General features: G+C 36.6%; 21 protein-coding genes. 8 read left to right on the top strand and 13 right to left on the bottom strand.

The features are described 5' to 3' along the window. Positions 1 to 202: 202 nt before the first annotated feature. From dnaE to JAZ75_RS21040, 3 genes are all read left to right on the top strand, one after another. The gene (dnaE, locus tag JAZ75_RS21050; RefSeq protein ID WP_183912816.1) at positions 203 to 4,627 is read left to right on the top strand and encodes a DNA polymerase III subunit alpha; all 4,425 of its coding nucleotides are present in this window, start codon (positions 203 to 205) and stop codon (positions 4,625 to 4,627) included. A gap of 109 nt (positions 4,628 to 4,736) precedes the next feature. Next, positions 4,737 to 5,060 carry a thioredoxin gene (trxA, locus tag JAZ75_RS21045; RefSeq protein WP_021190487.1) on the top strand — a complete coding sequence of 108 codons (324 nt, stop codon included), beginning with the start codon at positions 4,737 to 4,739 and terminating at the stop codon, positions 5,058 to 5,060. Positions 5,061 to 5,307: 247 nt separating this feature from the next. Next, positions 5,308 to 6,618, top strand: coding sequence for an ammonium transporter (locus tag JAZ75_RS21040; protein WP_183912819.1), 1,311 nt, complete (start codon positions 5,308 to 5,310; stop codon positions 6,616 to 6,618). Positions 6,619 to 6,786: 168 nt separating this feature from the next. On the opposite strand, the gene JAZ75_RS21035 is transcribed toward JAZ75_RS21040, so the two are convergent. The 8 genes from JAZ75_RS21035 to JAZ75_RS21000 form a co-directional block, all read right to left on the bottom strand. After that, positions 6,787 to 7,329, bottom strand: coding sequence for a DUF1345 domain-containing protein (locus JAZ75_RS21035; protein ID WP_232789291.1), 543 nt, complete (start codon positions 7,327 to 7,329; stop codon positions 6,787 to 6,789). 116 nt (positions 7,330 to 7,445) lie between these two features. After that, the gene (locus JAZ75_RS21030; protein WP_208698207.1) at positions 7,446 to 8,264 is read right to left on the bottom strand and encodes a hypothetical protein; all 819 of its coding nucleotides are present in this window, start codon (positions 8,262 to 8,264) and stop codon (positions 7,446 to 7,448) included. Positions 8,265 to 8,326: 62 nt separating this feature from the next. Continuing rightward, positions 8,327 to 9,319 carry an LLM class flavin-dependent oxidoreductase gene (locus tag JAZ75_RS21025; protein WP_021190491.1) on the bottom strand — a complete coding sequence of 331 codons (993 nt, stop codon included), beginning with the start codon at positions 9,317 to 9,319 and terminating at the stop codon, positions 8,327 to 8,329. Between the two features lie 53 nt (positions 9,320 to 9,372). After that, positions 9,373 to 10,554: a class I SAM-dependent methyltransferase gene (locus tag JAZ75_RS21020; RefSeq protein WP_208698204.1), complete on the bottom strand. Its 1,182-nt coding sequence runs from the start codon at positions 10,552 to 10,554 to the stop codon at positions 9,373 to 9,375. Further along, complete coding sequence (locus JAZ75_RS21015) at positions 10,555 to 11,817, bottom strand: aspartate kinase (protein WP_021190493.1); 1,263 nt, start codon at positions 11,815 to 11,817, stop codon at positions 10,555 to 10,557. A gap of 27 nt (positions 11,818 to 11,844) precedes the next feature. Further along, positions 11,845 to 12,645: a DUF3298 and DUF4163 domain-containing protein gene (locus JAZ75_RS21010; protein WP_021190494.1), complete on the bottom strand. Its 801-nt coding sequence runs from the start codon at positions 12,643 to 12,645 to the stop codon at positions 11,845 to 11,847. A gap of 24 nt (positions 12,646 to 12,669) precedes the next feature. Then, entirely contained in the window at positions 12,670 to 13,122 is a 453-nt protein-coding gene (locus JAZ75_RS21005; protein ID WP_208698202.1) for a GNAT family N-acetyltransferase, read from the bottom strand. Next, complete coding sequence (locus tag JAZ75_RS21000) at positions 13,115 to 13,807, bottom strand: YggS family pyridoxal phosphate-dependent enzyme (protein WP_208698200.1); 693 nt, start codon at positions 13,805 to 13,807, stop codon at positions 13,115 to 13,117. The genes JAZ75_RS21005 and JAZ75_RS21000 overlap by 8 nt, the downstream gene beginning before the upstream one ends. Before the next feature lie 73 nt (positions 13,808 to 13,880). On the opposite strand from JAZ75_RS21000, the gene JAZ75_RS20995 reads away from it, so the two are divergent. The 3 genes from JAZ75_RS20995 to JAZ75_RS20985 are packed head-to-tail and all read left to right on the top strand — an operon-like array spanning position 13,881 to position 17,736. Then, positions 13,881 to 14,675, top strand: coding sequence for a DUF4296 domain-containing protein (locus tag JAZ75_RS20995; RefSeq protein ID WP_208698198.1), 795 nt, complete (start codon positions 13,881 to 13,883; stop codon positions 14,673 to 14,675). 14 nt (positions 14,676 to 14,689) lie between these two features. Continuing rightward, entirely contained in the window at positions 14,690 to 17,065 is a 2,376-nt protein-coding gene (locus JAZ75_RS20990; protein WP_208698196.1) for an endonuclease MutS2, read from the top strand. 14 nt (positions 17,066 to 17,079) lie between these two features. Further along, complete coding sequence (locus tag JAZ75_RS20985) at positions 17,080 to 17,736, top strand: MgtC/SapB family protein (protein WP_021190497.1); 657 nt, start codon at positions 17,080 to 17,082, stop codon at positions 17,734 to 17,736. A 96-nt stretch (positions 17,737 to 17,832) separates the two neighbouring features. On the opposite strand, the gene JAZ75_RS20980 is transcribed toward JAZ75_RS20985, so the two are convergent. From JAZ75_RS20980 to JAZ75_RS20970, 3 genes are all read right to left on the bottom strand, one after another. Then, positions 17,833 to 19,233 carry an AMP-binding protein gene (locus JAZ75_RS20980; protein WP_208698194.1) on the bottom strand — a complete coding sequence of 467 codons (1,401 nt, stop codon included), beginning with the start codon at positions 19,231 to 19,233 and terminating at the stop codon, positions 17,833 to 17,835. 10 nt (positions 19,234 to 19,243) lie between these two features. Beyond that, positions 19,244 to 20,056, bottom strand: a complete 813-nt coding sequence (locus JAZ75_RS20975) for an SDR family NAD(P)-dependent oxidoreductase (protein ID WP_208698192.1) — start codon at positions 20,054 to 20,056, stop codon at positions 19,244 to 19,246. Between the two features lie 72 nt (positions 20,057 to 20,128). Next, a complete protein-coding gene (locus tag JAZ75_RS20970; protein ID WP_132845490.1) occupies positions 20,129 to 22,045 on the bottom strand; it encodes an ABC-F family ATP-binding cassette domain-containing protein in 1,917 nt (638 codons plus the stop codon). Between the two features lie 51 nt (positions 22,046 to 22,096). Between JAZ75_RS20970 and JAZ75_RS20965 the strand changes: the two genes are divergently transcribed. After that, positions 22,097 to 23,137 carry a quinone-dependent dihydroorotate dehydrogenase gene (locus JAZ75_RS20965; protein WP_132845489.1) on the top strand — a complete coding sequence of 347 codons (1,041 nt, stop codon included), beginning with the start codon at positions 22,097 to 22,099 and terminating at the stop codon, positions 23,135 to 23,137. Positions 23,138 to 23,205: 68 nt separating this feature from the next. On the opposite strand, the gene JAZ75_RS20960 is transcribed toward JAZ75_RS20965, so the two are convergent. Further along, on the bottom strand, positions 23,206 to 23,607 hold the full coding sequence (locus JAZ75_RS20960) for a DUF5606 domain-containing protein (protein WP_132768468.1): 402 nt from the start codon (positions 23,605 to 23,607) through the stop codon (positions 23,206 to 23,208). Positions 23,608 to 23,630: 23 nt separating this feature from the next. Continuing rightward, on the bottom strand, positions 23,631 to 24,089 hold the full coding sequence (locus tag JAZ75_RS20955; protein WP_132845487.1) for a peptidylprolyl isomerase: 459 nt from the start codon (positions 24,087 to 24,089) through the stop codon (positions 23,631 to 23,633). A 188-nt stretch (positions 24,090 to 24,277) separates the two neighbouring features. Here JAZ75_RS20955 and radC point away from each other — a divergent pair, with 188 nt between their 5' ends. Continuing rightward, positions 24,278 to 24,967, top strand: coding sequence for a RadC family protein (gene radC / locus JAZ75_RS20950; RefSeq protein WP_208698190.1), 690 nt, complete (start codon positions 24,278 to 24,280; stop codon positions 24,965 to 24,967). Positions 24,968 to 25,026: the final 59 nt, after the last annotated feature.

Below are 25,026 nucleotides of genomic sequence, written 5' to 3'. Positions count from 1 at the left end.
GCAGTTTTTGTTTGAACAGGATAAGGGGAGGCGAAAAGATGAAAAATGAGCTTATTTTTTTTAGTAAAATGACTTGTTTTTCAGCTTTAGTGAGGAATAAATTTGTAAATTAGTAAACTTTTAAACAGGTCTGTTTTAATCTGTTTGAAAGTCTTTTAGTTGTTGATATTTAGCTGTTTAGGAAAGAATAAAGAATTAAGGTATGTACATTATATTTGATACGGAAACAACAGGATTACCCAAACGTTGGGATGCGCCGATTACAGATACTGATAATTGGCCCAGATGTATTCAAATAGCTTGGCAGTTACATGATGAAATGGGTAATCTGCTTGAGCATGAGGATTATCTGATCAAGCCGGATGGTTACAATATTCCTTATGACTCCGAGAAAATTCATGGTATTTCGACCGAGTTAGCGACAGAACAGGGTGTTCCCATTCAAGATGTTCTGGTTAAGTTTAATGAAGCATTAGCTAAAGCCAAATTTATTGTAGGTCAAAATATTGGTTTTGATTTGAATATTATGGGTAGCGAGTTCTATCGTTATGATGTTCAATCTCCTATGGGTGAAATGCCTATCTTGGATACCTGTACTGAGGTTACAGCTGCTTTACTGCAATTGCCTGGTGGACGTGGAGGTCGTTTTAAATTACCAAATTTAACTGAACTTCATTCGTATCTATTTGGAGTTCCCTTTGCTGAAGCACATAATGCAACTGCCGATGTGGAAGCAACTACACGTTGTTTTTTTGAATTAGTTAGAAGGGAAGTTTTTACTGTTGATCAGTTACAGACTGATACAGGATATTTTGTAGATTTTAAACAGCAGAACCCATCAGTAATTCCAACTGTTGGTTTAAAGCACGTGAATCTGAAGGCGGCTTCAGATGAAATTAGAAAGCGCAGTCAGCCAAGTGGTGGTCAGGAAGTTGTGATTGATCATGATGTGCTGAATGATTTTGAAAATGCCGATTTTGCACATTTACATAATCATTCTCAGTTTTCGGTCCTGCAATCAACAATTTCTATAGCTAATTTGGTGGATACTGCTGCGAAGTATCGCATGCCAGCTGTTGCATTGACCGATCATGGTAATATGATGGGTGCTTTTCATTTTGTTTCTAAAGTAGGCGATCATAATAAAGCGGCGAAAGCAAAAAATGAAGAATTAGAAGCTGCTGGAGAAAGTCCTACGGAGAAAATAATCAAACCTATTGTCGGTTGTGAGTTTTTCGTATGTGATGATCATTTTGATAAGAAAAGAAAAGATAATGGTTATCAGATTGTCTTTTTAGCGAAAAATAAAAAAGGTTATCATAACCTGGCTAAAATGGCCTCAGTAGCCTATACGGAAGGGTTTTATTATGTGCCTCGTATTGACAGAAAGGTTGTTGAGCAATATAAAGAGGATTTAATTGTCCTGTCTGGGAATCTTCAAGGAGAGGTGCCCAATAAAGTGCTTAATATCGGTGAAAATCAGGCTGAAGAAGCTTTGATCTGGTGGAAAGATCAGTTTGGGGATGATTTTTATATTGAAATGATGCGCCATGGTCAGGAGGATGAAGACCGCGTAAATACGACGCTAGTCAGTTTGGCTCGTAAACATGACGTAAAGCTGATTGCGACGAATAATACTTATTATATCAATAAGCCTGATGCTCACGCCCATGATATTTTGTTGTGTGTGAAGGATGGTGAAAAGTTGAGCACACCGAAAGGACGGGGGCGAGGTTTTAGGTTTGGATTACCTAATCAGGAATATTACTTCAAGCCTGCTTCAGAAATGAAGAAGCTATTTAAGGATATACCAGAGGCGATTATCAATATTCAAGAGATCGTCGATAAAATTGAAATCTTTACTTTATACCGTGACGTTCTTTTACCGGCTTTTGATATCCCTGAGGAATTTCAGGTTGCAGAAGATCAGGAAGATCATGGTAAGAGGGGGGAAAATAAGTATTTAAGACATCTAACTATAGAAGGAGCTAAGCGTCGTTACAAGCAGGGTGTAACAGACGATATCATGGAGCGCCTGGATTTTGAGTTAACTACCATTGAGAAGACCGGTTATCCTGGATATTTTTTGATTGTACAGGATTTTATTGCTGAAGCTCGTAAAATGGGGGTTTCTGTTGGTCCAGGTCGTGGTTCTGCCGCTGGATCTGCTGTAGCATACTGTTTAGGGATTACAAATTTGGATCCGATACAATACGATTTGCTATTTGAGCGTTTCTTAAATCCCGATCGTGTATCGATGCCCGATATTGATATTGACTTTGACGATGAGGGTCGTGGTCGCGTGATGCAGTATGTAATTGATAAATATGGAGCTTCGCAAGTAGCCCAGATTATTACATATGGTACCATGGCTGCCAAATCGTCTATTAAAGATACGGCTCGTGTACTGGATCTGCCTTTGCAGGAAGCCAATGAAATTGCAAAACTGATTCCAAATTTGAAGCTGGCAAAGATCTTCAATATGGATGAAAAAGCGTTGAAAGAGACTTTGCGCGCAGATGAACTGGAAGCTGTTAATCGTCTGATCGCCATATCGGAAGGTGCGGGTCTTGAAGCGGAAACGATTAAGCAGGCCCGCGTATTGGAAGGTTCAATGCGTAATACAGGTATCCATGCTTGTGGGGTAATTATTACTCCTGACGATATCACTAATTTTGTTCCTGTATCATTAGCAAAAGATTCAGATCTGTATGTGACACAGTTTGATAACTCTGTTGTTGAATCTGCAGGTTTGTTGAAAATGGACTTTTTAGGGTTAAAAACATTGACCTTAATAAAGGATACGGTCGCTAACGTGAAGTTGAGTAATGGGTTGGAATTAGATCCCGATGAATTTCCTATTGATGATCAATTGACTTACGAGTTATTCCAAAGAGGAGAAACGGTTGGGGTATTCCAATATGAATCTCCGGGTATGCAGAAGCATATGAAAGATCTGAAACCAACGGTTTTTGCGGATTTAATTGCTATGAATGCCCTTTATAGACCTGGACCAATGGAGTATATCCCCAGTTTTATCAAGCGTAAGCATGGGACAGAGCCTATTATTTATGATCTAGATGCTTGTGAGGAATATTTGCAGGAAACATATGGTATTACTGTATATCAAGAGCAGGTGATGCTTCTTTCTCAGAAATTGGCGGGATTCTCCAAAGGTGATGCCGATGTGTTGCGTAAAGCTATGGGTAAGAAGCAAAAAGCGGTTTTGGATAAGATGAAACCTAAGTTTGTTGCTCAGGCTGCTGAAAAGGGACATAACCCGAAAGTATTAGAAAAAATTTGGACAGATTGGGAAGCTTTTGCAAGTTATGCCTTTAATAAATCGCACTCGACCTGTTATGCTTGGATTGCTTATCAAACTGCTTATCTGAAAGCGCATTTTCCAGCGGAATACATGGCAGCTGTACTTTCAAATAACATGAATGATATCAAGCAGGTCACTTTCTTTATGGAGGAGTGTAAGCGCATGGGACTTGAAGTATTGGCTCCAGATGTGAATGAGTCACATTATAAATTTACTGTGAATGATCGTGGTGCGATCCGATTTGGAATGGGAGCTGTTAAAGGTGTGGGAGCAGGAGCGGTTGATACGATTGTACAGACACGTGCGAAGGGGCCCTATAAATCGGTTTTTGATTTGGCAAAACGGATTGATCTGCGTGCCGCTAATAAAAAAGCTTTTGAAAGTTTAGCTTATGCGGGTGGATTTGACGGTTTTCAAAATATGCACCGTGCTCAATATTTTCACAGTGAAGATAATTCCACGGGTTTGGAAAAAGCGATTAAGTTTGCACAGCGATTCAAGGAAAATGAAAATTCGGCTCAGGTAAGTTTATTTGGTGGAGATGGCGCGGCTGAGCTTCCAGAACCTGTATTGGCTTCTTGTCCACAATGGGGTTTGATCGAAAAATTAAAGTACGAGAAAGAGGTAATCGGTATTTATCTGACTAGTCATCCCTTGGATAACTATAAGTTTGAGATTAAGCATTTCTGTCAAAACAAAGTGAGTGATCTGCAGTTAATCAATAAGGTTAAGGCTTCTGAAGTTGAAGAAGATGTTTTGTTGGATTTTAATCGGATAAAAAATAAGGAGGTTGTTATCGGTGGTATTATTGCTCTTGCCAACCATCGTATTGCAAAATCGGGTAAGCCTTTTGGTTCTTTCATTATTGAGGATTATTCAGATTCTTATGAAATAATGGTTTTTGGTGAAGATTATGTGAAGTTCAAGGGGTATCTTGAAGAAGGCTATTTTGTGCAGCTCCGAGGTTTGGTGCAGGAAAGGTTTAAACAAGTTGGGAACTGGGGTTTTGAGATCAAGGGTATTCAGCTATTGTCGGATTTGAGAGAGAAAATGGCTAAAATTTTCACCATTAATATTGCATTGCCAGCATTAAATGATCTATTTTTGGAGGAGATGAAGCAAGTGCTGGATTCAAATGAGATCGAAGGGGTGGTTCCGAATTGTCAACTGCGTTTCAAAATTTGGGATCCGCAGGATGAAATTTCTATTGAGATGCCTGCGAAATTAAAGCGTATCAACTTGACAAATGAGTTCTTAGAGGCTATAGAGCAGTTTGAAGGTGTAAATTATCGATTGAATTAAATGGTGTCAATTTAATATTACACTTATATTACGGACATCTTTATTATATTTGTTCTTATAAATGAGTAAATAATAATTATCAAATAACTTCGGTTAAAAAAATAAAAATATGGCTTTAGAAATTACAGATAGCAACTTTGAAGAAGTTGTGTTGAAATCAGACAAACCAGTTTTAATTGACTTTTGGGCAGAGTGGTGTGGTCCATGTCGTATGGTAGGTCCAATTGTAGAAGAGTTGGCTAAGGATTATGCTGATACAGCGGTAATCGGAAAAGTAAATGTTGATGAAAACCCAGAAATTTCAGTTCGTTTTGGAATTCGTAATATTCCTGCGTTATTATTCTTCAAAAATGGTGAGATTGTCGATAAACAAATCGGTGCTGTGCCAAAATCAGTACTAAGTGAGAAACTGGATAAGCAAATTGGTGCTTAAACAAGTATTATTAAGATAATATCAAGTAGACAAATGTAGTTTTTTGTTATATAAGTCTTGTTAAAGGGGGTAGAATTAAGTTTCTACCCCCTTTTTCTGTTTTATATTGAGTAAAATGCATTGTATATCTGTTGTTGTTTGTGTTTTTGTAGAATTTTGATGTTTTATTTGAAAATATTTGAAATAAATATTGTTTTTACTGTAATTTTTACCTTAATTTGGATATTGATTAACAAAACAATTAAAAATGATTAAAAAAACAGCGATTCCTTTCTATTTTATGGTAATAATAGTTTTAATGGCACTATTTTTTCCTTCTTTACCTAAAAATGATGGAAATTATGAATATAATGGAGCTGATGTAGCATGGATGTTGACTTCAACGGCATTAGTGCTAATTATGACACCAGGTTTAGCGTATTTTTATGGTGGAATGGTTAGAAAGAAGAATGTTATTTCAACGATGCTTCAAAGTTTCATCTGTATGGCTGTTGTTAGTGTTATTTGGGTCGTTTTTGGTTTCAGTTTAGTATTTGGAGATAGTATCGGAGGTTTCATCGGTAATCCGATGACGTATTTTATGTTTGATCATGTAATTGATGGTAAACCTTGGGTGGGTGCTCCAACGATTCCATTTGCACTGTTTGCTATGTTTCAATTGAAATTTGCGATCATTACACCGGCGCTTATTACGGGGGCTTTTGCAGAGCGCATCCGTTTTACATCTTATATTTTGTTCATCTGTTTATTTTTCGTCTTCATATATGCTCCTTTGGCACATGCTACCTGGCATCCTGATGGCTTATTGTTTAAGCTGGGTGTTTTGGATTTTGCCGGAGGAACTGTCGTACATATGTCAGCGGGCTTAACAGCACTGGCTTCAGCGATCTATTTAAAACAGGGTAGAGAGCCTGGTCATCATACACCTGCACGTGTAACCTATGTATTGCTCGGCACCGGTATGCTGTGGTTTGGCTGGTTTGGTTTTAATGCAGGTTCTGCCTTTTCTGCTTCTAGCCTTGCTTCGACGGCACTATCAACAACAATGACGGCTTCAGCAGCAGCTGCACTTACCTGGATTTTCTTTGATGCTATCCGTGGTACTAAACCATCTGCAATGGGAACTTGTATTGGTCTAGTCGTGGGTCTGGTTGCGATTACGCCGGCTGCCGGATTTGTAACTGTTCCGCATTCATTAGTAATTGGTGCTGTAGCCGCAATTGTAAGTCGCCTTGTGGTCGATTGGCGTACCCGTTCAAAGGTCGATGATACGTTAGATGTTTTTCCTTGTCATGGTGTTGGAGGTATTGTAGGGATGATTTTGACGGGTGTATTTGCTCATAAACAAATTAATGGTGTTGTTGAGCATAACGGTTTATTTTTTGGTGAAATAACCCTATTTAAGGCGCATATAATTGGTTTGTTTGCGTCCGCTGCTTTTATTTTAATTGTTGCTTTCTTATTGTTGAAAATAACAGATCTGATTTCACCCCTTCGTGCATCTGAGGAGGAGGAGTTATTAGGTATGGATATTTCACAACATGCAGAGAAATTATAAAGATTCCTTTCAATTCCCTTTCAATTAGAAACGCACACCATCGCTCGATGGGTGCGTTTTCTTTTTAAATGGGCATTTTGCAACGAAGCTTAGCGTTGTAGAACGGTATGCTATTTGATTTTTTTGTATTGATCCAGAAAGGGGCTGTAGCCAGTACAAATTTTTTGGTTAATGTATAAGGCCGGAAATAATATTTATTGTTAATGCAACAACAAATGTATTTAAAGCGAAAGCGAGTAATCCATGAAACAGAACCACTCTTCTAATTTTTCGTGACGAAACTTCAATATCAGAAACTTGAAATGTACAACCGAGCACAAATGAAAAATATGCAAAGTCCATATAATCAGGTTTTTCATCTCCTGGGAAATCCAATCCTTTACCAGTGGCACCGTCTGCATAGTACAGATGTGCGTAATGGAAGACATAGGTCGTATGTACCAAAAACCAAGAGCTCATCATACTTAATACACAGATGCTGATGCTTGCGCCCTTGGGCATATCAGTCGTATTATCTGTGATAATAATGAGGAGTACAGCGAACAAACAGGCAAAACTTGCCATTAAAATGAAAATGGATACAAATAGACGGCTTCCGTCTTCGGATGCCGCTTTTCTAACAATTCGGTTTACGGGCATCTGGTAAAAGATAAACCACGATACCGCGCTGTAACTCAAACTAAAGGTAATCCAAAAAAGTATAGCGCTCATTAAGAGGTTTATATTTAGATAATAGCAAATAACAGCTGTTAGTATGCTAAAGGAAAATGAAAATATACATTTTTGAACCGGATTGAAATCCTGAATGATCGCCTTTATTTTCATCGTTAACAATCAAATTGGACATCTTGCTTATAGCTGCTTTTCTCCATATCGTTATCTCTTATCTGAGATGAAAGGATAAGCATAATGCTGTTTTCTTCGTAATCGGTCGGGGTTGAAATAATAAAATCAAGTTTTCCATCACGATCAATATCTCCTACAAATAATGTTTTGATAAAAGTGTCATTAAATTGGTCAGCTTTGAACATGTTTATTTCTGAGTTTCCGTTGAATGAACACGTTAATTTATAATTTTTAACATCATGAAAGACTTCTTCATGGTTTTGGTCATTTGTTTGAATATTGGTTCCTACAATGTCACCATATCCTTTTAACAAGTATTTCTGGTTGTTAAAATTATACTGAACAGTTTCTTTAGGCCATATTTCAGCTTTGGTGATCTTTAGATTTTCAATTTTTCCTGCTTTTAAAAAAGGGAAATTGAGAAATAGGATGGAATTTCTTTTTGAAATTACTCCTTTCGTGGGTACTCCCGCACACTCACTGAATCCATCTTCTATTTTATAATCGACCTTTGCAAGGTAATATTCTCCTTTTTCCTCATAAAGATCTAGCCATCCTTCATTTAAAATTTTGCTCGGATCTTCTGAATACTCATCCATCCGATAGGTATCTATCATAAATATGGATGCTTCATTATTGGGAGAGGTTTTGATTCTTGGGCTGCTGACCGTATTTGTGTCGCTTGTTATGTCACTAGCGGCAGTGTCATTAGGAATTATTGTCTTATTAACCGGGCTCTGATTTTGACAGGACTGAAAAATAAGTGTTATAAATAGTGCTGTAAGGCTTAAATATTTCATCGTGCATTATAATTTGAATAATTAAATATAGAAATTTTAATGCACGATGTAAATAAACTTTCTTAATCTGTTAATGCTTCTTTCAATATGCGGAATGAGTCAAGACATTTTTGATCATCATAAATATAAGATATGGCCATAAGTTCATCGATTTGTAGTTTTTCGATGAACGGTTCCAATTCCTTTCTGATGGTCTCTTTGTCTCCTATAAAGCTACAGGAAAGCATATTGTCTGCGGCTTGCTCAATACTTGGAATCCCTTTGTAAATAACCTCAAATGTTGGAGGTGATAATGGTGCTCTTGTATTGGTTAGAATCCCCGCAAATAAATTTTTCACACTTGTTGACTGTAATTCGGCTTCTTCTACTGTTTTCGCGGCAATTACATTGACACAAACAATAAAATATGGTGCTGAAAGACTAGCTGACGGTTTGAAGTTCTGATGGTAGATGGCACTTGCTTGAGCCAGTTGTGCCGGTGCAAAATGTGCAGCAAATGCATAGGGTAGTCCAAGGCTGGCGGCTAAATAGGCACTGTCTGTACTGGATCCTAAAATATATAAAGGAACGTTTAGACCTTCGGCCGGAAAAGCTCTTACTTTGGAGTCAACATTACTGTCACTAAAATATTGTTGCAGTGCCGCAACATCCTGTGGAAATTGGTATGCTGTATTAAAATTATTGCGACGTAATGCCATTGCTGTTTCTTGGTCCGTTCCAGGAGCTCTGCCTAATCCAAGATCAATACGATTTGGATAAAGAGTCTCTAAGGTACCGAATTGCTCTGCAATGACAAGGGGCGAATGGTTCGGTAGCATAATACCTCCAGATCCAACACGAATGGTTTTGGTGTTTGCTGCAATGTGCTGAATAACGAGCGAGGTCGCTGAACTGGCAATGTATTCCATGTTGTGGTGTTCTGCTACCCAGATTCTTTTATATCCTAACTGCTCAATATGTTGCGCTATTTTTATGGTTCTGTTATATGCTTCTGACGTTGTGCAACCTTTTTTGATTGGCGCAAGATCTAAAGCTGATAAAGCAATATTTCTCATATAATAAAATTATACTTTATTTTAGGAAAATATGTAATGGTATTGTCGCTTTACTATTTTCGTGTCGCGTGGATGACAATCAGTTCTCCTGTATGATCTGTAGTAAAAAAACTATGTAATTCACCGCCGTCCATAATTTTAAATTTCTTTTTTAGTACTTCTGTTTTTAAAGGGAAATTTCTAGCTACGGCGTTTGTTCTTAATTTTTCTTTTGATTTTTTGAAGATGGAAAACCGAATAACTTCGATGATTTCATAAATTTTTCCTAAGAAATCTTCTTGGTAAATTTCTGAACTATATAGGTGCGTATGTTGGTGCAGTTTTTTGAGATCAAATGCTTTGGTTATGCTCTTAAAAGCACCAGCTTTAGTAAGACACACATCAGGTTCATAAAGATAACGCAGCGGTGCTGAAAATGAAGTGACCGTTTCAGTTTCTTCTTCCTGTGTGAATGTAAATTGTTGTGTTTTGTCACCAAAAATACGGACAGCGGTAATCTCAGGTTGACCAGAAAAATCTCTTTCTTGAATGAAAAGTAGCTCTTTACAGTCATTTTGGAGACTAATGACATAGATTTGCTTGACATGGTTCAGTTCTGACAATGCTGCTGTGATGTCCAGAAGAGGAGCAACTTTTATCATGATATGGGCTGCTCTTTGTAGAAAGTTTTTCTGTAAGGAAACGATGTTGGGTTCGCAATCACTCAACATAAAAACTTTTTGCTGCGCCACCCTGCGGGAAGGATCTATGTATATATACCCTATGTTAAGATCTTTATTTTTAGCAATATAGTCTACTCCATCTGAAGCGATAACTTCTATGTTTTTAGCTTGTAATTGCTTGGCATTGTATTGAGATATGAGTGCAAGTTGCGGATTGATCTCACAGGAAATTACTTTTTTAGCTCTTTTTGAAAAGTAAAAATCATCAATACCAAAGCCGCTTGTGATATCGATTAAAGTAACGTTTTCCGGAATTAGTGATGCTTTGAATATCGCTGTTTTTTCCGAAGAACATTGTTCTAAGTTTAATTTATCGGGGTAATATATGTTCGCTGTTTCTGCCCAAAGCGGAATTTTTTTGCGACATCGCTGTCTGCCATCTATTTGTGTTGCAAGTTCAGACGAGGTAATTCCTTCAAAAGGAGATTTTTTTAGCGCTAATTTAGCGGAAGATTCTGATTCATTTTGATTAATAAAATCTTGAACCTCCTTTTGAAGGATAAGTGTATTCATCTATATTTTTTTTACAAGAAGCTGGCAAGTATAGGTATCTTTCAGTTCGCTGATCACCTGTTTATCCACTAAAACTCTATTGATTGTTTCTTGGTTATAGTAACGGATGGTGATAAGCTCTAGACCAGTTTCAATATTGACTTTGAATTTTTTCTTTAATTCGTCCAGTACTTCCAGGATGTTTTGACCGGTATCGTCTACAGCAACTGAAAAATTGATAGCACTGTTGTGCATCATATTGATTTTAATGCGGAATTGGTGAAACAAATTGAAAATATCGCGCAGATTATCTTCTACAATAAATGAAAAGTCACGCGGTGAAATGGATATCAAAATTTGATTGACCTTAAAAATAAACGATGGTACAGGTAAGGATACATTTGTGCTCTTGATCTTAGTTCCTGGCACTTCCGGATTTAGGAACGACCGCACATTTAATTGGATATTTTTATTCTGAAGTGGCTTAATTGTTTTCGGATGAATAACGGTTGCTCCATAATAGGTCAATTCAATTGCATCTGTATAAGATAATTCAGGTATCAATTCAGTTTTTTCAAACCATTTTGGATCGGCATTGAGTACACCTGGTACATCCTTCCAGATTGTCACGTGTTCAGCATTTAAACATGCTGCAAAGATTGCTGCCGAATAGTCTGATCCTTCACGACCTAATGTTGTCGTGAAATTTTCGGATGTCGAGCCTATAAATCCTTGTGTGACCCCGATATATTCGCTAAGGATTTTTGGGATCTCAGCTTGAATAATAGCTTCTGTCTTTTCCCAGTTAACCTGCGCTTCGGTATAGGTGTTATCGGTCATGATGTAGTTGCGGGCATCTAGCCATTGGGATTTTACACCAATGTGATTGAGATAAGCCGCTAGAATTTTGGAAGAAACGATTTCACCCGTAGAAACGATTTGATCAAATAAATAATCAAAAGAATCTTGTGGTTCTTCTTCCAATATCCATTCGATTTCGACAAAACAATTTGCGATTTCATCAAATATGGGATGATTGGAATCTTCGAATAAACCGGATAATATGTTATAATGAAATGCTTTGGCTTTTTCAAGTATTTCAAATGCTTCACCTGTATTTTGGTGATATGCTTTTGTTACGTCTTCTAATAAGTTGGTGGTTTTACCCATGGCCGATACGACGACCAATAAAGCGTCCACTTTATATTTAGAGATAATATGTGCTGAATTTTTTACACTTTCAGCATCTTTGACTGATGCGCCACCAAATTTAAAAACTTGCATCGGATAGGATTACGTTGATGTTGATTGCTAATTAATACTATTGATATATTCTAGACCCTTGTTTGAAATCAAGTGTTTTATATCCTTATATGGCACTTTTAGTGCTGTGTTTCCCCCAGAATAGGGTTTAATTTCATATACATTGTAATAGAAAAGTAGATCTTCTTTGTCTAAAGCAAAATTGTTTGCAAGTGCAAAATTGCCAGCTTCAAAAAAGAACTTGTCATTTAAAGATTCTTTGTCAGATAGATTTTCCAGTTTGCGAAAGTATTTTTCTGCAATTTTAATCAATTCTTTCTGATTTTCTTCATTTATGATATCGTTTAATGTTATTTTTTGATCTGAATTGATATCATAATGTGTAAAAAGAGTAAAATGGTCACCATGAGCACCACCGGTATATTCGGTTTGGTTGGTTTCTATGCTGATAAACTTAGGGGTATTTTGATATACTTTTGCCTGTAAATCCCGAAACCAAGCTGCAGAAGAACTGCCACTATTTTCTTCTACATATTCATCATATGCATCGACGAATCTTTTGGCTGAAATACTGATTTCCGAATCACCTTCTAAATTAATCGATTGATTGAGTAATGTGTTGATGACGGTATCCTTGAATTGTGGATATTTAGCTCTGAAGAATGTTGTGTCTATTTTTTCACCTTCTTTCACAAAAAAGTTGCTATACCGATGCACTTCTTTCATGTCATAATGAAGCGTATCACCACTAGCTTTTTTTTGTTCTTTTGCCGTATCGTTACCAGTACATGAAGTAATGGCAATTAATGCAAAAATGATAGAGGGGTTGAAATAGTATTTTGGTTTCATGTAATTTAACCGTCCTTTTCTGTTCTAATATGTTATCGATACATTAATCCATTCGGCATCGAAGTCCGCTTTATACTTTCGGTAGAATTGAATAGCAGGTTCATTCCAGTCCAAAACCTGCCAAACCATGCCTTGATATCCTTTAGATTTGCCGTAATTGATAGTTTCTTCGAAAAGTTGTTTGCCAATTCCATAGCCACGCATACTTTCTGTCACAATTAAATCCTCAAGATAGAGCCTTCTTCCTTTCCAAGTGGAATAACGAATGTAATATAGTGAAATTCCGACGATTTTCTCATCAAATTCTGCAATAAAAGCTCCCCATATTGGGTTTTGTCCAAATCCGGCGTCAATAAACTCTTCCATAGAGACCGTTACCTCATTGGGTGCTTTTTCTAATATGGCAAGTTCTTTAATTAATTCCAGCATTGCAGGACAATCTGCTTCAACAGCAGTTCTAATAATTGCTTTAGTCATTGTTTTTAAAATGTTTGATGATGCGTTTTCCAAAAATAGTACTTCCTACCCGGATCATATTAGATCCCTTTTCTATTGCTAATTTGTAATCAGAAGACATACCCATCGACAGCGTATCGAAACTTTCGTTTTTACGATAGAAACTTGCCTTGATACCATCATATAATGATTTTAGCTCATAAAACTCCTCTTTGATCTCTTTTTCATTCTCTGTATTGGTTGCAATACCCATTAAGCCACGGATGTTGACATGTTTTAAAGCTAAAAATTCCTCATCGCGTAACATTTCGATTAATTCTGCATGGTCAAAACCAAATTTAGTATCTTCTTCAGCAATGTGTACCTGAAGTAAGCAGTCGATCACACGCTTGTTTTTAGCAGCTTGTTTATCGATTTCTTTCAGAAGTTTGAAAGAATCAACAGCATGGATTAAGGTCACAAAGGGAGCTACGTATTTAACTTTATTTGTTTGCAAGTGACCAATAAGATGCCATTCGATATCTTTTGGTAAAGATTCATATTTTTCAACAAGTTCTTGAACAAGGTTTTCACCAAAAACACGTTGCCCAGCTTCATAGGCTTCCATGATATCTTCATTCGGTTTTGTTTTTGATACAGCGACTAGTTGAACGCCGAGCGCTTTAACTTCTAAATTAATCGCTTCTAGGTTGCTTGCAATACTCATGATAATTGTATATTTAAGAATTCAAAGGGTGACAAATGTCAGGCCTTTTTATAAATTTGTACAAAATTACGAAATGCAACGATTAATACTGAATGTACTTGCTCTGATTTTTTTATTTGTTTCTTGTAAAAGTACAAATGAGAAAGATATTATTCCAAAAAAGGATTTTGTGAAGGTCCTAACGGAGATTTATATAACAGATGCTTATCTGTCAACATTAAACTCGGATAGTGCAAAGCGCGTTATATTTCCGTTATATGACAATACGTTCAAAAAGTATGATTTAGATTCCACTTCTTTTAAGAAAAATCTTTCTTTTTATGGTAGTGATGCCGAAGTGATGAACAAGATATACGAGGAGGTCGGTAAGAATCTGAAAAATATGAATGACGGTTATATCAAAACTGACCGGGTCAGAATGGATTCTATTCGACGAAAAGATTCTATACAGAATGCACATTTTCAAGATAGTTTAACTCGCATAAATGATTTTAAAGAACTTTATGAGTCGCAGAAAAAACTAATCCTAAATTATAAACAAGATAGTGTAAAATGGGATTATAAAAAGGCAGCGCAAGAATTTTATAATAAATCGGGTTTAAAAGGTAATTTGAATCTAGGCACATTCTTACTTAAAAATATGTCTGTACCAGCTACTTCCAAAAGCGATTCGACTGCTACTAAGAAAGTTGAGGCCAAATCCATACGAAATGGCCAGGGACCTAAACTTGAATCGGTCAAGGCTTCTGAAGATATACCTCTTAAAACTGATGTAAAGGAGGTGAGAATTCCGGTTAAACAACCTCTTTTACTGGACCGAAAGGTCAAACAAAAAACGGAGATTCTTTCTCCAGAACCGGTTAAATAAATAGTAATAGAAACATGATTTATCCTAATAACGCAAGTGATAAGCTCGGTTTTGCCGAGATTAAGGAATTGATAAAACAAAAATGTATCAGTGAGTCGGGGCGTAATTTGGTTGATAAGATACAGCCACAAACCCGATTTGATCAGATAGACAAGTTTTTACGTCAAACAAATGAATTTAAAGATTTATTAACAACTGATGATGCTTTGCCAGTTGATCATTTATATCCTATTCGTGCTTTAGTTGAAAAAGCTAAAGTCGAAGGCGCCTTTTTAATGGAGGAGGAGTTTCATCGTGTGCTTCTTTCGTTGAAAACTGTTTATGCTATCATCCGATATTTCAATGATCGGGAAGGGCAGTATCCTAATTTAGAATTACTGTTTGAACATCTTCCTATTGAAAAGCAGATTATCCGTGATATTGAAATGATCATTGATGATCGGGGTAAAATGAAGCACAATGCTTCACGCCTGTTGCTTGATCTCTCTCAAAGCATCTTGAAAGCAGAACAGGAAGCACGTAAAAGAATTGATATCATTTTTAAAAGCGCGCAGAACAACGGATGGACAGCTGACGGTAATTTGACTATTCGAGACGGCCGTCTTTGTATTCCTATCTTAGCTGAGAATAAACGTAAGGTGAAAGGACTGATTCATGATGAATCTGCTACGGGACAAACTGCTTACATAGAGCCTGAAGAGGTATTTCACCTGAACAATAAGGTTAGAGATTTGGAGTTTGAAAGACGACGTGAGATTATACGTATTTTAGTCGAGTTAACAACCAAATTGAGACCGCATATACCGTTGATGCTTTCGTATGATGGATTACTTACTAAGGTAGATTTTGTTCGATCGAAGGCACTTTTTGCGTTAGATATTGAGGCCGAAATGCCTGAATTATCCAAAGAGGCTGAAATAAATTTAGTGAATGCGCGCCATCCTTTACTGACACTAAATGCTGGGCACGACCGCGGGACAATCGTTCCTCTAAATATCAAGATCGACGATGTACAGCGTGTTATAGTGGTGTCAGGACCTAATGCTGGAGGTAAATCTGTTTGTATGAAAACAGTAGGATTGATGCAGCTCATGTTGCAATCCGGATTATTAATACCCGCTGATGCGCACTCCAAAATGGGGATTTATAAGCAAATTTTTGCAGATATTGGTGATGATCAGTCGATAGAGAGTGATTTAAGTACTTATAGTGCTCATCTTTCTAAGATGAAGTATTTTACAGAGTTTGCGAATGCTCGAACGCTTATTTTAATTGATGAGTTTGGTACGGGTACTGATCCATTATTTGGAGGACCCATTGCTGAGGCTGTTTTGGAAACTTTAAATAAAAAGAACATTCGCGGTGTGGTGACGACGCACTATTCGAACCTGAAAGTATTTGCAAATCAAACACCTGGTTTAGAAAATGCTTCGATGCTTTTTGATAATGTCGCCATGAAACCGCTCTATATCTTGCAGATCGGAAAACCGGGGAGTTCTTACGCTTTTGAAATTGCGCAAAAAATTGGATTGAATAAAGAGATTATTCATTTAGCAAAACAGAAGGTTGGAAACCATCAGAAAAAAGTAGATACACTTTTGGTAGATCTGGAGCGCGAGAAGAAGGAAATATTTGATACAAAAGCTGCTATAACAAGACGAGAAAAGGAATTGATCCGCATAAAATCTGAATACGAGGATTTACAATCTTATTTGGAGGAGAATAAAAAGACAATTCTAAAAAAAGCAAAGGAAGAAGCCCAGATACTCTTAAAAAACTCTAATAAATTAATTGAAAATACAGTAGCAGAGATTAAGTCTGCTCAGGCTGATAAAGAAAAGACTAAGGAAATTCGTGCCAATTTGGATCGTTCATTCTCGACCATACTACCTAAGGATAAAAAGATCGAGAAGAAACCTGTTGCTACCGCTGATTTAACAGAGGAAATTGCTGTTGGCGATTGGGTAAAGATTATCGATTCGGAAAATGAGGCTGTTGTATTAGAGGTTGCAAAAAACAATCTTATTCTAGCGATGGGTGAACTGAGAACGGTGCAGAAGCGCAAAAATGTTATCAAGTTAGCGGGTAAAGATTTGAAGAAAGCAGCAAAAGCTGGATCTAAGACACTTTCTGCACATGCTGTAGCCGATTTCAACCCTGAGATTGATCTTCGCGGTATGCGCACCGAAGATGCGCTGTATGAGTTGGAGAAAGTATTGGATAGAGCAGTAATGATCGGTTACCCTTCTTTAAAAATTATTCATGGTAAAGGGGATGGTATTCTACGCAAGTTTATCCGTGATTATTTAAGAAAATACAGCCATATTTCCCGATTTGAAGACGAACATCAGGACCGTGGTGGTGATGGTATTACTTATGCATATTTATAATACGTTCGTCAATTATGGACTCTTTGTTGAATTTCTTTGATAATCAATACATCTGGAATGTGCTGGTTGCCATATTTTGTGGCGCGATAATAGGTTTTGAGCGGGAATATAGAAATAAAGCAGCTGGATTTAGAACGATTGTTTTGATCTGTTTTGGTTCAGCTGTTTTTACTGTTGTTTCAAAAATGATGGGTGGCAATGGGAGTGATGATCGTATTGCCGCTAATATCGTTACTGGTATTGGTTTTATCGGTGCGGGTGTTATTTTTAAAGGAAAACTGTCGGTAAAAGGTTTAACGACCTCCGCCGTAATATGGTCAACAGCAGGATTAGGGATGATCTCGGGAATAGGAGAAACAAAATTAGCAATGTTTTTTACTTTCTTCATGGTTATTATCTTATCCTTATTTCAGGAAATTGAATTGATGCTATCGCGGTATTATTTAATTCGTACTGTGCATGTACGATTTATGGATTGCGACTTTGAACAGGTTACGAATTTCGAAAATGAGGCTCTAAAATTTAAGGTGAAATTCAATCGGAAAACTATTGAAAAGCTAGGTGGTGAATTGGCTGTGATCTATGACTTATCTGGTAAGATGGAGAACATCAATAAATTCAATGAAAGACTCATTCATTTTGAGCCGATTAAGGAATTTTATTATAATTAACCTTACTTTTTTATTTACAGAGATGGCTTTAATTTGTTGATATATAGGTGGTAATAGGTGTATTGTGTTGAGGGTTTTTTATTGTAGCCGAACGGATTAATTATCGTTGTAGTGAAGGGACTTTGGTTGCAAGTATTTAGGGAATGTCCTATTGAGCCATTTTCTAAATTCTGCTTCATTAAATGCCGAATCTTTTTTTAAAGTAAGTTCTAAATTCAATTCGCTTATCATCATTTCATTTTTAGATACGAGAACTCTAGTTTTGGCAACGGATTTATAACTGTTTATTTTTTCTTCCAATTCACTAAAATGAATAATTTCTCCGCCAATATTAAATGAAGAGTTTGTTCTGCCAAGATAATATAAAAATCCGTTTTTATCCTGGTGTATGCGATCTCCAGTACTTACATATTGATTTTTACACTGATCGTGTATCCATGGACATCTTATTTTGAGCTGCTGATCTGCTTGCAAGTGGTATTTGATACCTTTTAGAAATCGGCCAATGGTATTGTTGTTGTTTGTTAAATCAGTGTGGGTAGCAATGCTGCAGATTCCCAATTCTGTGGTACCATACAGATTATATATGTTCGTCTCGGTATATTGATTTAGAATAATTGATACCCATGTTGCTTCAAGTTTATCTGCTCCGGAAATAATGCATCGGAACAGGCCCAGTGCATTTTGATCTATTTCAATGAATTTGGGAATCATAGAAGGTAAAAGAACCAAACAGTCTATTCTGTTGTTCGTGAATTGAGTAATGCAATTAGCGCTAAATTTTGTAGTGAAGTATAGTTTGTGCTTTAAAAATAGTGCTAAGATCAAACTTGCAAGACCATAACCGTGATAAAATGGAACTGTAATGAAAGTAGAGGAATAGTTAAGTAGTCCAAGTTTTGAAATTAATTCTGTAAATGGACTCCATATTTTTGAGATATTGAGTTTACGTTCAATGGGTTTTGGAATATTTGAAGAACCTGTACTTAAAATTGTTATTTTACCATTGTTTCGTCTTATTTTATGAGAGAATTTATTGATGACGCATGCATTAATTTCCGCAAAAGAATAGATCAAAGACTTTGTACGTAGATTTGCTAATCGGTCTTTGTTATCTGTTAGCATTAGAACCTGAGGATAATTTTCCAAAATTTTCTCTAATTGGAGATCGGATAATTGGGAACTCATGATAATTACCTCTTTTGAAAGTGCGGAAAGGGCAAATAGATAGCTAATAAAATTGAAACTGTTGTCTGCGATGAGAATGACTCGGGAAGATAGCTTGTTTTTGGGTACTATTTTTAATTTTTCAATCGTAAGACAGGTTTCATCATACAGAGCTGCGTAAGTTATGGTACGATTACCATCATTTAAGTAGGAATCTTTTGCTTTCCGAATTGATTTCAATAAAGTAAATAAATTAATACCTGATTGAAGCGTATATAGGAGGGATTTAAATACTTGAATAGCGAAATCAATTTTTTGTCGTAATCTCATAGGGATATGGTTAAAATTTATCCCATATTTTTCGAATAAAAAATCCGATTGTTATAGGAAAGGAAGACCACCATGGCCTAGAATAACTGCCAGTACCTAAGATGAGCTTTATAATACGTAAGGCTGCTTCACTACTTTGCATGGCAGGAAAGTTTTTATAAAGATCGTTAGGCGCTATCATTTCTGTTTTTACCAATGGTAAGTAGACTGTTTTTAGCTTTACATTCATTTTTTTCCATTCAGATTGGTTTGATCGGCAATATTGATCAAATGCTGTTTTTGATGCTTGGTATGCAGCCCATTGTGGTGCAGGTGGGAGCAGAACATTGAGCGCAGAAATATTGATAATCTGACCTTTTTGTTGTGATAGAAGAGGAGTAAGTGCTAATGTCAATTTCACTGGAGCCAAATAATTCAGCATGTTTGTTCTTGTAAAATCATGGTAGCGCGGCAAGGATTTTGTCAAACTGCGATGAATCGATTTACCTGCGTTAGAAATAAGGATATCTATCGTCATCTGTCTTGCATGAATATATTCAATAAGTTGATCTATTTGTTGTTCTTGATATAGATCTGTCACGTAGATGGACGCAGTGGAATTGTTTTGGGTAGCAATTGCTTTTACTTCTTCTAATTTTTCTTGCGATCGAGCCACTAAAATGAGGTGTACCTGGAATTTGGAAAGAAGTGTTGCACAGGCTTTTCCAATACCTTCACTTGCTCCGGTGATTAAAATAGTTTTTCCTTGGAAATACTTTGTTGCTTTCCGTCTATTTAAAAATACTTTCGGGTATAAGATATTTTCGATCCAGTTTATTTTCACAATTCCTTCATCATAAAAAAAGGTATACAATAAGCCTGCCTATTGTATACCTTTCTAATTAAGTGAGTGTAATTAATCTTCCAATTCCATAATTTCTTCAGCTAAATCTTCCCAATTTTTTTGCAATTGTTCTAATTCTGCTTTAGAGGAATTATAATTACGCGTGTGTTCTTGTAATTTGATTGCGTTGGAATAGATCTCTTCTTTTGCCAATTCTGTCTCCAGTGCTTTTAGAAGAACTTCTTTTTCAGCTACTTTAACCTCTAGTGCCGCTAGTTCTTTATTCTTTTTGCTGATCAGTTTGAATTTATCTTCAGAAGGAGCAGCTTTGACTTTTTTAGGTTCTTCTGCTACAACTTTTTTCTCGACCTTTTTTTCTTCAGGTTTGATCACACGTTTTGAATTCCACTCTTCAAATTCTTGGTATGTACCTGGGTATTCTTTAATTTCTTTATCTTCAATATACCATATTTTGTTCGCAACATTATCCAGAAAGTAACGATCGTGAGAAACGACAATCAGGGTACCTTCAAATTGTTGAAGCGCTTGAATCAAAATATTAACCGATTGCATATCCAAGTGATTGGTAGGCTCATCTAGTGCTAAGAAGTTAGCATCAGCTGTTAATGCTTTTGCTAGTGCAACACGTGATTTTTCGCCTCCAGACAGAACTTTGATCTTTTTGAATGCGTCATCACCGGAAAATAGAAAACAGCCTAAGATTGAACGTAATTCGGTTTCTGTATGTTTGGGCGCAAAAGCTTGCATCTCTGCTATTATGCTGTTTTCCAGATGCAGGGCTTCCAATTGATGCTGTGCAAAGAACGTTTGCAATACATTGTGGCCATGTTCAGATTTCCCTTCATACTCCGTATCTGCACCTGCCACAATACGCAACAAGGTCGATTTACCTTTACCATTGGCACCGATCAAGGCTATTTTATCACCTTTTTCAATGATCCCCTCCGTATTTCTTAAAATTTCGAGGTTTGGATAAGATTTCGATACATTTTCTAAGGTAACAACATGTCTTCCCGATGGTTTTGAAAACTTAAAGCTAAAGTTTACCGTTGGATTATCATCATCAACATCTTCCACTCTTTCCATTCGATCCAAAGCCTTAATACGGGATTGTGCCATCTTTGCTTTTGAGGCTTTCGCACGGAAACGTTCGATCAAACGTTCTTCTTGTTTGATTTTAGCTTGCTGATTTTTGAATTGACCAGCTTGAATTTCACCTCTTAGTGCTTTCTCTTCCAAATAAAAACTGTAATTACCAGCGTACAGCGTTAATTTACCTTTGCGGGATTCTACCGTTTTTTTAATAATTCGGTCTAAGAAGTACCTGTCGTGTGAGACGATGACGATCGCACCTTCAAAGCCTTGCAAGTAATTTTCCAGCCATTTAATAGAAGGTAAATCCATATGGTTGGTAGGCTCATCCAGCAATAAAATGTCTGGAGTCTGCAATAAGATTCTTGCCAGCATGACACGCATGCGCCATCCACCGGAGAAGGTCGCTAACGGACGTTTCTGCTCATCTTCTGAAAAACCTAAACCCGCTAAAATTTCGTGAGCCCTAAATTCGATACTATAGCCATCTAAAGCTTCGAATTCCATCTGCTTGTCACTTAATTTATTTAGAATATCGTCAGAATAGTCTGTTTCTAATTTTTGGAGTAAGTTTTCTATTTCAGTATGTAATTGATTTTGGCGCTCAAACGCCTCCATTGCTACATGTAAAATACTTTTATCAGAATGATAAGATAATAAATCTTGATTTAGGTAACCAATTTTTAAGTCCTTCGCCATCGATATACTTCCTGAAGTAGGCGTATACTGTCCTACGATCAATCGCAACAAAGTAGATTTACCGGTACCGTTGGCTCCAATTAGACCTACCTTATCTCCAGGTTTAATATGCCAGTTGGCCTCATCATACAATGCGCGAGAGCCTATTTCGAATGTTAAGTTATTTATTGATATCATTTCGATTGCAAAAGTAATGAAATTTCTTCTTCTTTGCCTACCTTTGTGCATATGTACAAGTTGGTAAAACCTATTTTCTTTTCAATGGATCCTGAATCTGCTCATCATACGGTGACTGGGGGATTAAAAATGTTTTCAAAAATCTGGGGTGCTAAAAAATTATTAAGCAGTCTGTATACCTATGAAAATCCGAATTTGGCTCGCGAAGTATTTGGCCTTAAATTTAAAAATCCTGTAGGATTGGCTGCAGGCTTTGATAAAAATGCCGAATACATTACTGATATGGCCAATTTTGGTTTTGGTTTTATTGAAATTGGTACTGTAACGCCAAGACCTCAACCAGGAAATGATCAACCACGGATGTTTCGTTTAATTCCTGATAAGGCATTAATCAATCGTATGGGTTTTAATAACCAAGGTGCTGACGTTGCGGCTAATCGTCTTAAACATTTAGCTACTGAAGATCGTAAAGGACTTTTAATCGGTGGAAATATAGGTAAAAATAAAATCACTCCAAATGAACAGGCGGTAGATGATTATATTTATTGTTTCAATGCACTTTTTGATTATGTTGATTATTTCGTTGTCAATGTCAGTTCTCCAAATACTCCTGGACTTCGTGATCTGCAGGAAAAGGAGCCTCTGAAACATATTTTAAATACGCTCGAGGAATTGAATAAACGAAAATTAAATAAGAAACCTATTCTTCTTAAAATTGCTCCAGATTTGACAAATAGTCAATTGGATGATATTGTTGAAATTGTTCAAGAAACGGGTATTGCTGGTGTCATTGCAACAAATACGACGATATCTAGAGAGGGCCTTCAAAGTGATGAAAATTTGGTTAAAGAAATGGGAGGGGTGAGTGGAGCTCCCTTGACCAAGCGCTCGACAGAAGTCATTCGCTATCTTTCAGAAAAATCAAACCGATCTTTTCCTATTATTGGTGTTGGCGGGATTCATTCTGCGGCAGATGCAATTGAAAAACTTGATGCTGGGGCTAGTCTTGTTCAAATTTATACAGGATTTATTTATGAGGGACCAGCTTTGATATCGGATATCTGTAAAGGAATTGTTCAAGCAGGAAAGTAGAAAACTAAAGATAAAAAAAAGAGAGGGTCTTAACATATGTTAAGACCCTCTCTTTTTTTTATCCTAAATTATACTAAAGGAGCTGGTGCTTCTTCTTCAAATAAAGGTAAATCTTTAATGATATTGTACCATGTAAAGATTTTTTTAATATCTGACGAATAGACGCGAGATTCATCGTGACCTGGTGCAATTTCGCGGAAAGCATCACGTAATGCTTGACCATCTGCTTTAGGATCTACAGTTAATCCTTTTTCTTTGATTGTTTCAAAAACATTCAATAAGCGAATTTCCTCTTCTTCGCCATAAATTGTAATGTCTTCTAATGTTGCCATTTTCGTAGAAGATAAACTTACTACCGATTTAATTTTAGCGCTGTCTAGAGTCTCTAAAATAAATCCGCCTTTATTTTGTCCAACTAATTTGAACAATCCTGGTTTTCCTGTTACAGAAACTAATGCTCTTAAATTCATAATACACTTTTTCTTGTTGAGAACTAGTCTTCGATAACTTCAATACTTAAAATACGGTCACCTTGACGGATATCATCTACAATATCAACGTTTTCAATAACTTTTCCAAAACAAGTATGATTTCTATCCAAATGAGCAGTGTTGTTACGGCTGTGGCAGATAAAAAATTGAGATCCACCAGTGTTACGGCCTGCATGTGCCATTGATAATACGCCTCTATCATGGTATTGGTTTTCACCGGTTAACTCACAGTCGATTTTGTAACCTGGGCCACCTGTTCCAGGCATACCAGAAGCACCTTCACGTGAATTTGGACATCCACCTTGAATAACAAAGTCAGGTAGCACACGGTGGAAACTTAATCCATCGTAATATCCTTCTTTAGCTAATTTGATGAAATTTGCAACGGTATTTGGAGCATCTGCTGTATAAAATTGTACAGTCATGTCGCCCTTTTCTGTTTTAATAATCGCTTTACTCATTTTATTAAAATAAATGTTCAATTACAAATATAAGATTTCAAAACGATTTGAAAAAAAGAAAGCACGCTCATGTCTGCTTTGAAATGATAAAATTTATTTAAATAATTGATACTAATTATTTTAAGTTTTTAAATTTATGATTAAATTAGTAGATTATATAAACCTATTTTACACCTTATTATTGTGATATGAGCAAACTGGTCATTCGGGATTGGGCGGAGGCAGATCGTCCTAGAGAGAAATTATTGGAGCAAGGTCGTCGTTCACTTTCTGATGCAGAGTTGCTTGCTATTCTAATTGGTTCGGGCTCAAGGCAAGAAACTGCAGTTGAATTGTGCAGACGTATTTTATCCAGTGTTCAAAACAATCTGGATAGTCTTTCCAAAATGGAAGTATTGCGGCTTTGTGAGTTTAAAGGTATAGGTGAAGCTAAAGCGATTACGATTGTCGCCGCACTTGAACTAGGACGTAGACGCAAGGAATCTGAATATATTGAAAAACCTTTGTTAAATAGTAGTCTGCGGGTCTATGAATATTTTCGGTACCAGTTACAAGATCTTCCTCACGAAGAATTTTGGGTTTTGTATTTAAATACAGCTTGTAAAGTGTTGGATAAACAATTAATAGGCCGTGGAGGCAATGATTTTACTCCAGTTGATGTTCGCATTATTCTACGAAATGCTCTTAATTGTAAAGCTCATTCTATGATATTAATTCATAATCATCCATCGGGTTCACGTGAAGCAAGTAAAGCGGATAAAATTCTGACAAAAAAGATTGCGGAGGCTTCGAGAATAATGGATATCCGGGTTAATGATCACATTATTTTTACAGACAATGGGTATTATAGTTTTCGTGATGAAGGTCTTTTAGAATGAGCTATGATTGGCGGGAGGATGATATTAGATATGGAAACACTAAGGCATAAAGGGAAGTT

This window comes from Sphingobacterium sp. UDSM-2020 (assembly GCF_016132525.1).
GTDB classification, from domain to species: domain Bacteria; phylum Bacteroidota; class Bacteroidia; order Sphingobacteriales; family Sphingobacteriaceae; genus Sphingobacterium; species Sphingobacterium anhuiense.
The sequence above is the reverse complement of the archived record's forward strand: the minus strand, read 5'-3'. Positions and strand labels throughout refer to the sequence as shown.

Bases quoted from the DNA above. Each gene is read 5' to 3' on its own strand.
- JAZ75_RS21000 (WP_208698200.1), bottom strand. From the start codon at position 13,807: ATGAGTATTGCAAGCAACCTAGAAGCGATTAATTTAGAAGTTAAAGCG.
- JAZ75_RS20980 (WP_208698194.1), bottom strand. From the start codon at position 19,233: ATGAGATTACGACAAAAAATTGATTTCGCTATTCAAGTATTTAAATCC.
- JAZ75_RS21015 (WP_021190493.1), bottom strand. From the start codon at position 11,817: ATGCAAGTTTTTAAATTTGGTGGCGCATCAGTCAAAGATGCTGAAAGT.
- dnaE (WP_183912816.1), top strand. From the start codon at position 203: ATGTACATTATATTTGATACGGAAACAACAGGATTACCCAAACGTTGG.
- radC (WP_208698190.1), top strand. From the start codon at position 24,278: ATGAGCAAACTGGTCATTCGGGATTGGGCGGAGGCAGATCGTCCTAGA.
- JAZ75_RS21010 (WP_021190494.1), bottom strand. From the start codon at position 12,645: ATGAAACCAAAATACTATTTCAACCCCTCTATCATTTTTGCATTAATT.
- JAZ75_RS21035 (WP_232789291.1), bottom strand. From the start codon at position 7,329: ATGAGCGCTATACTTTTTTGGATTACCTTTAGTTTGAGTTACAGCGCG.
- JAZ75_RS21020 (WP_208698204.1), bottom strand. From the start codon at position 10,554: ATGAATACACTTATCCTTCAAAAGGAGGTTCAAGATTTTATTAATCAA.
- JAZ75_RS20995 (WP_208698198.1), top strand. From the start codon at position 13,881: ATGCAACGATTAATACTGAATGTACTTGCTCTGATTTTTTTATTTGTT.
- JAZ75_RS20970 (WP_132845490.1), bottom strand. From the start codon at position 22,045: ATGATATCAATAAATAACTTAACATTCGAAATAGGCTCTCGCGCATTG.
- JAZ75_RS21005 (WP_208698202.1), bottom strand. From the start codon at position 13,122: ATGACTAAAGCAATTATTAGAACTGCTGTTGAAGCAGATTGTCCTGCA.
- trxA (WP_021190487.1), top strand. From the start codon at position 4,737: ATGGCTTTAGAAATTACAGATAGCAACTTTGAAGAAGTTGTGTTGAAA.
- JAZ75_RS20990 (WP_208698196.1), top strand. From the start codon at position 14,690: ATGATTTATCCTAATAACGCAAGTGATAAGCTCGGTTTTGCCGAGATT.
- JAZ75_RS21030 (WP_208698207.1), bottom strand. From the start codon at position 8,264: ATGAAATATTTAAGCCTTACAGCACTATTTATAACACTTATTTTTCAG.
- JAZ75_RS21040 (WP_183912819.1), top strand. From the start codon at position 5,308: ATGATTAAAAAAACAGCGATTCCTTTCTATTTTATGGTAATAATAGTT.
- JAZ75_RS20985 (WP_021190497.1), top strand. From the start codon at position 17,080: ATGGACTCTTTGTTGAATTTCTTTGATAATCAATACATCTGGAATGTG.
- JAZ75_RS20965 (WP_132845489.1), top strand. From the start codon at position 22,097: ATGTACAAGTTGGTAAAACCTATTTTCTTTTCAATGGATCCTGAATCT.
- JAZ75_RS20960 (WP_132768468.1), bottom strand. From the start codon at position 23,607: ATGAATTTAAGAGCATTAGTTTCTGTAACAGGAAAACCAGGATTGTTC.
- JAZ75_RS21025 (WP_021190491.1), bottom strand. From the start codon at position 9,319: ATGAGAAATATTGCTTTATCAGCTTTAGATCTTGCGCCAATCAAAAAA.
- JAZ75_RS20955 (WP_132845487.1), bottom strand. From the start codon at position 24,089: ATGAGTAAAGCGATTATTAAAACAGAAAAGGGCGACATGACTGTACAA.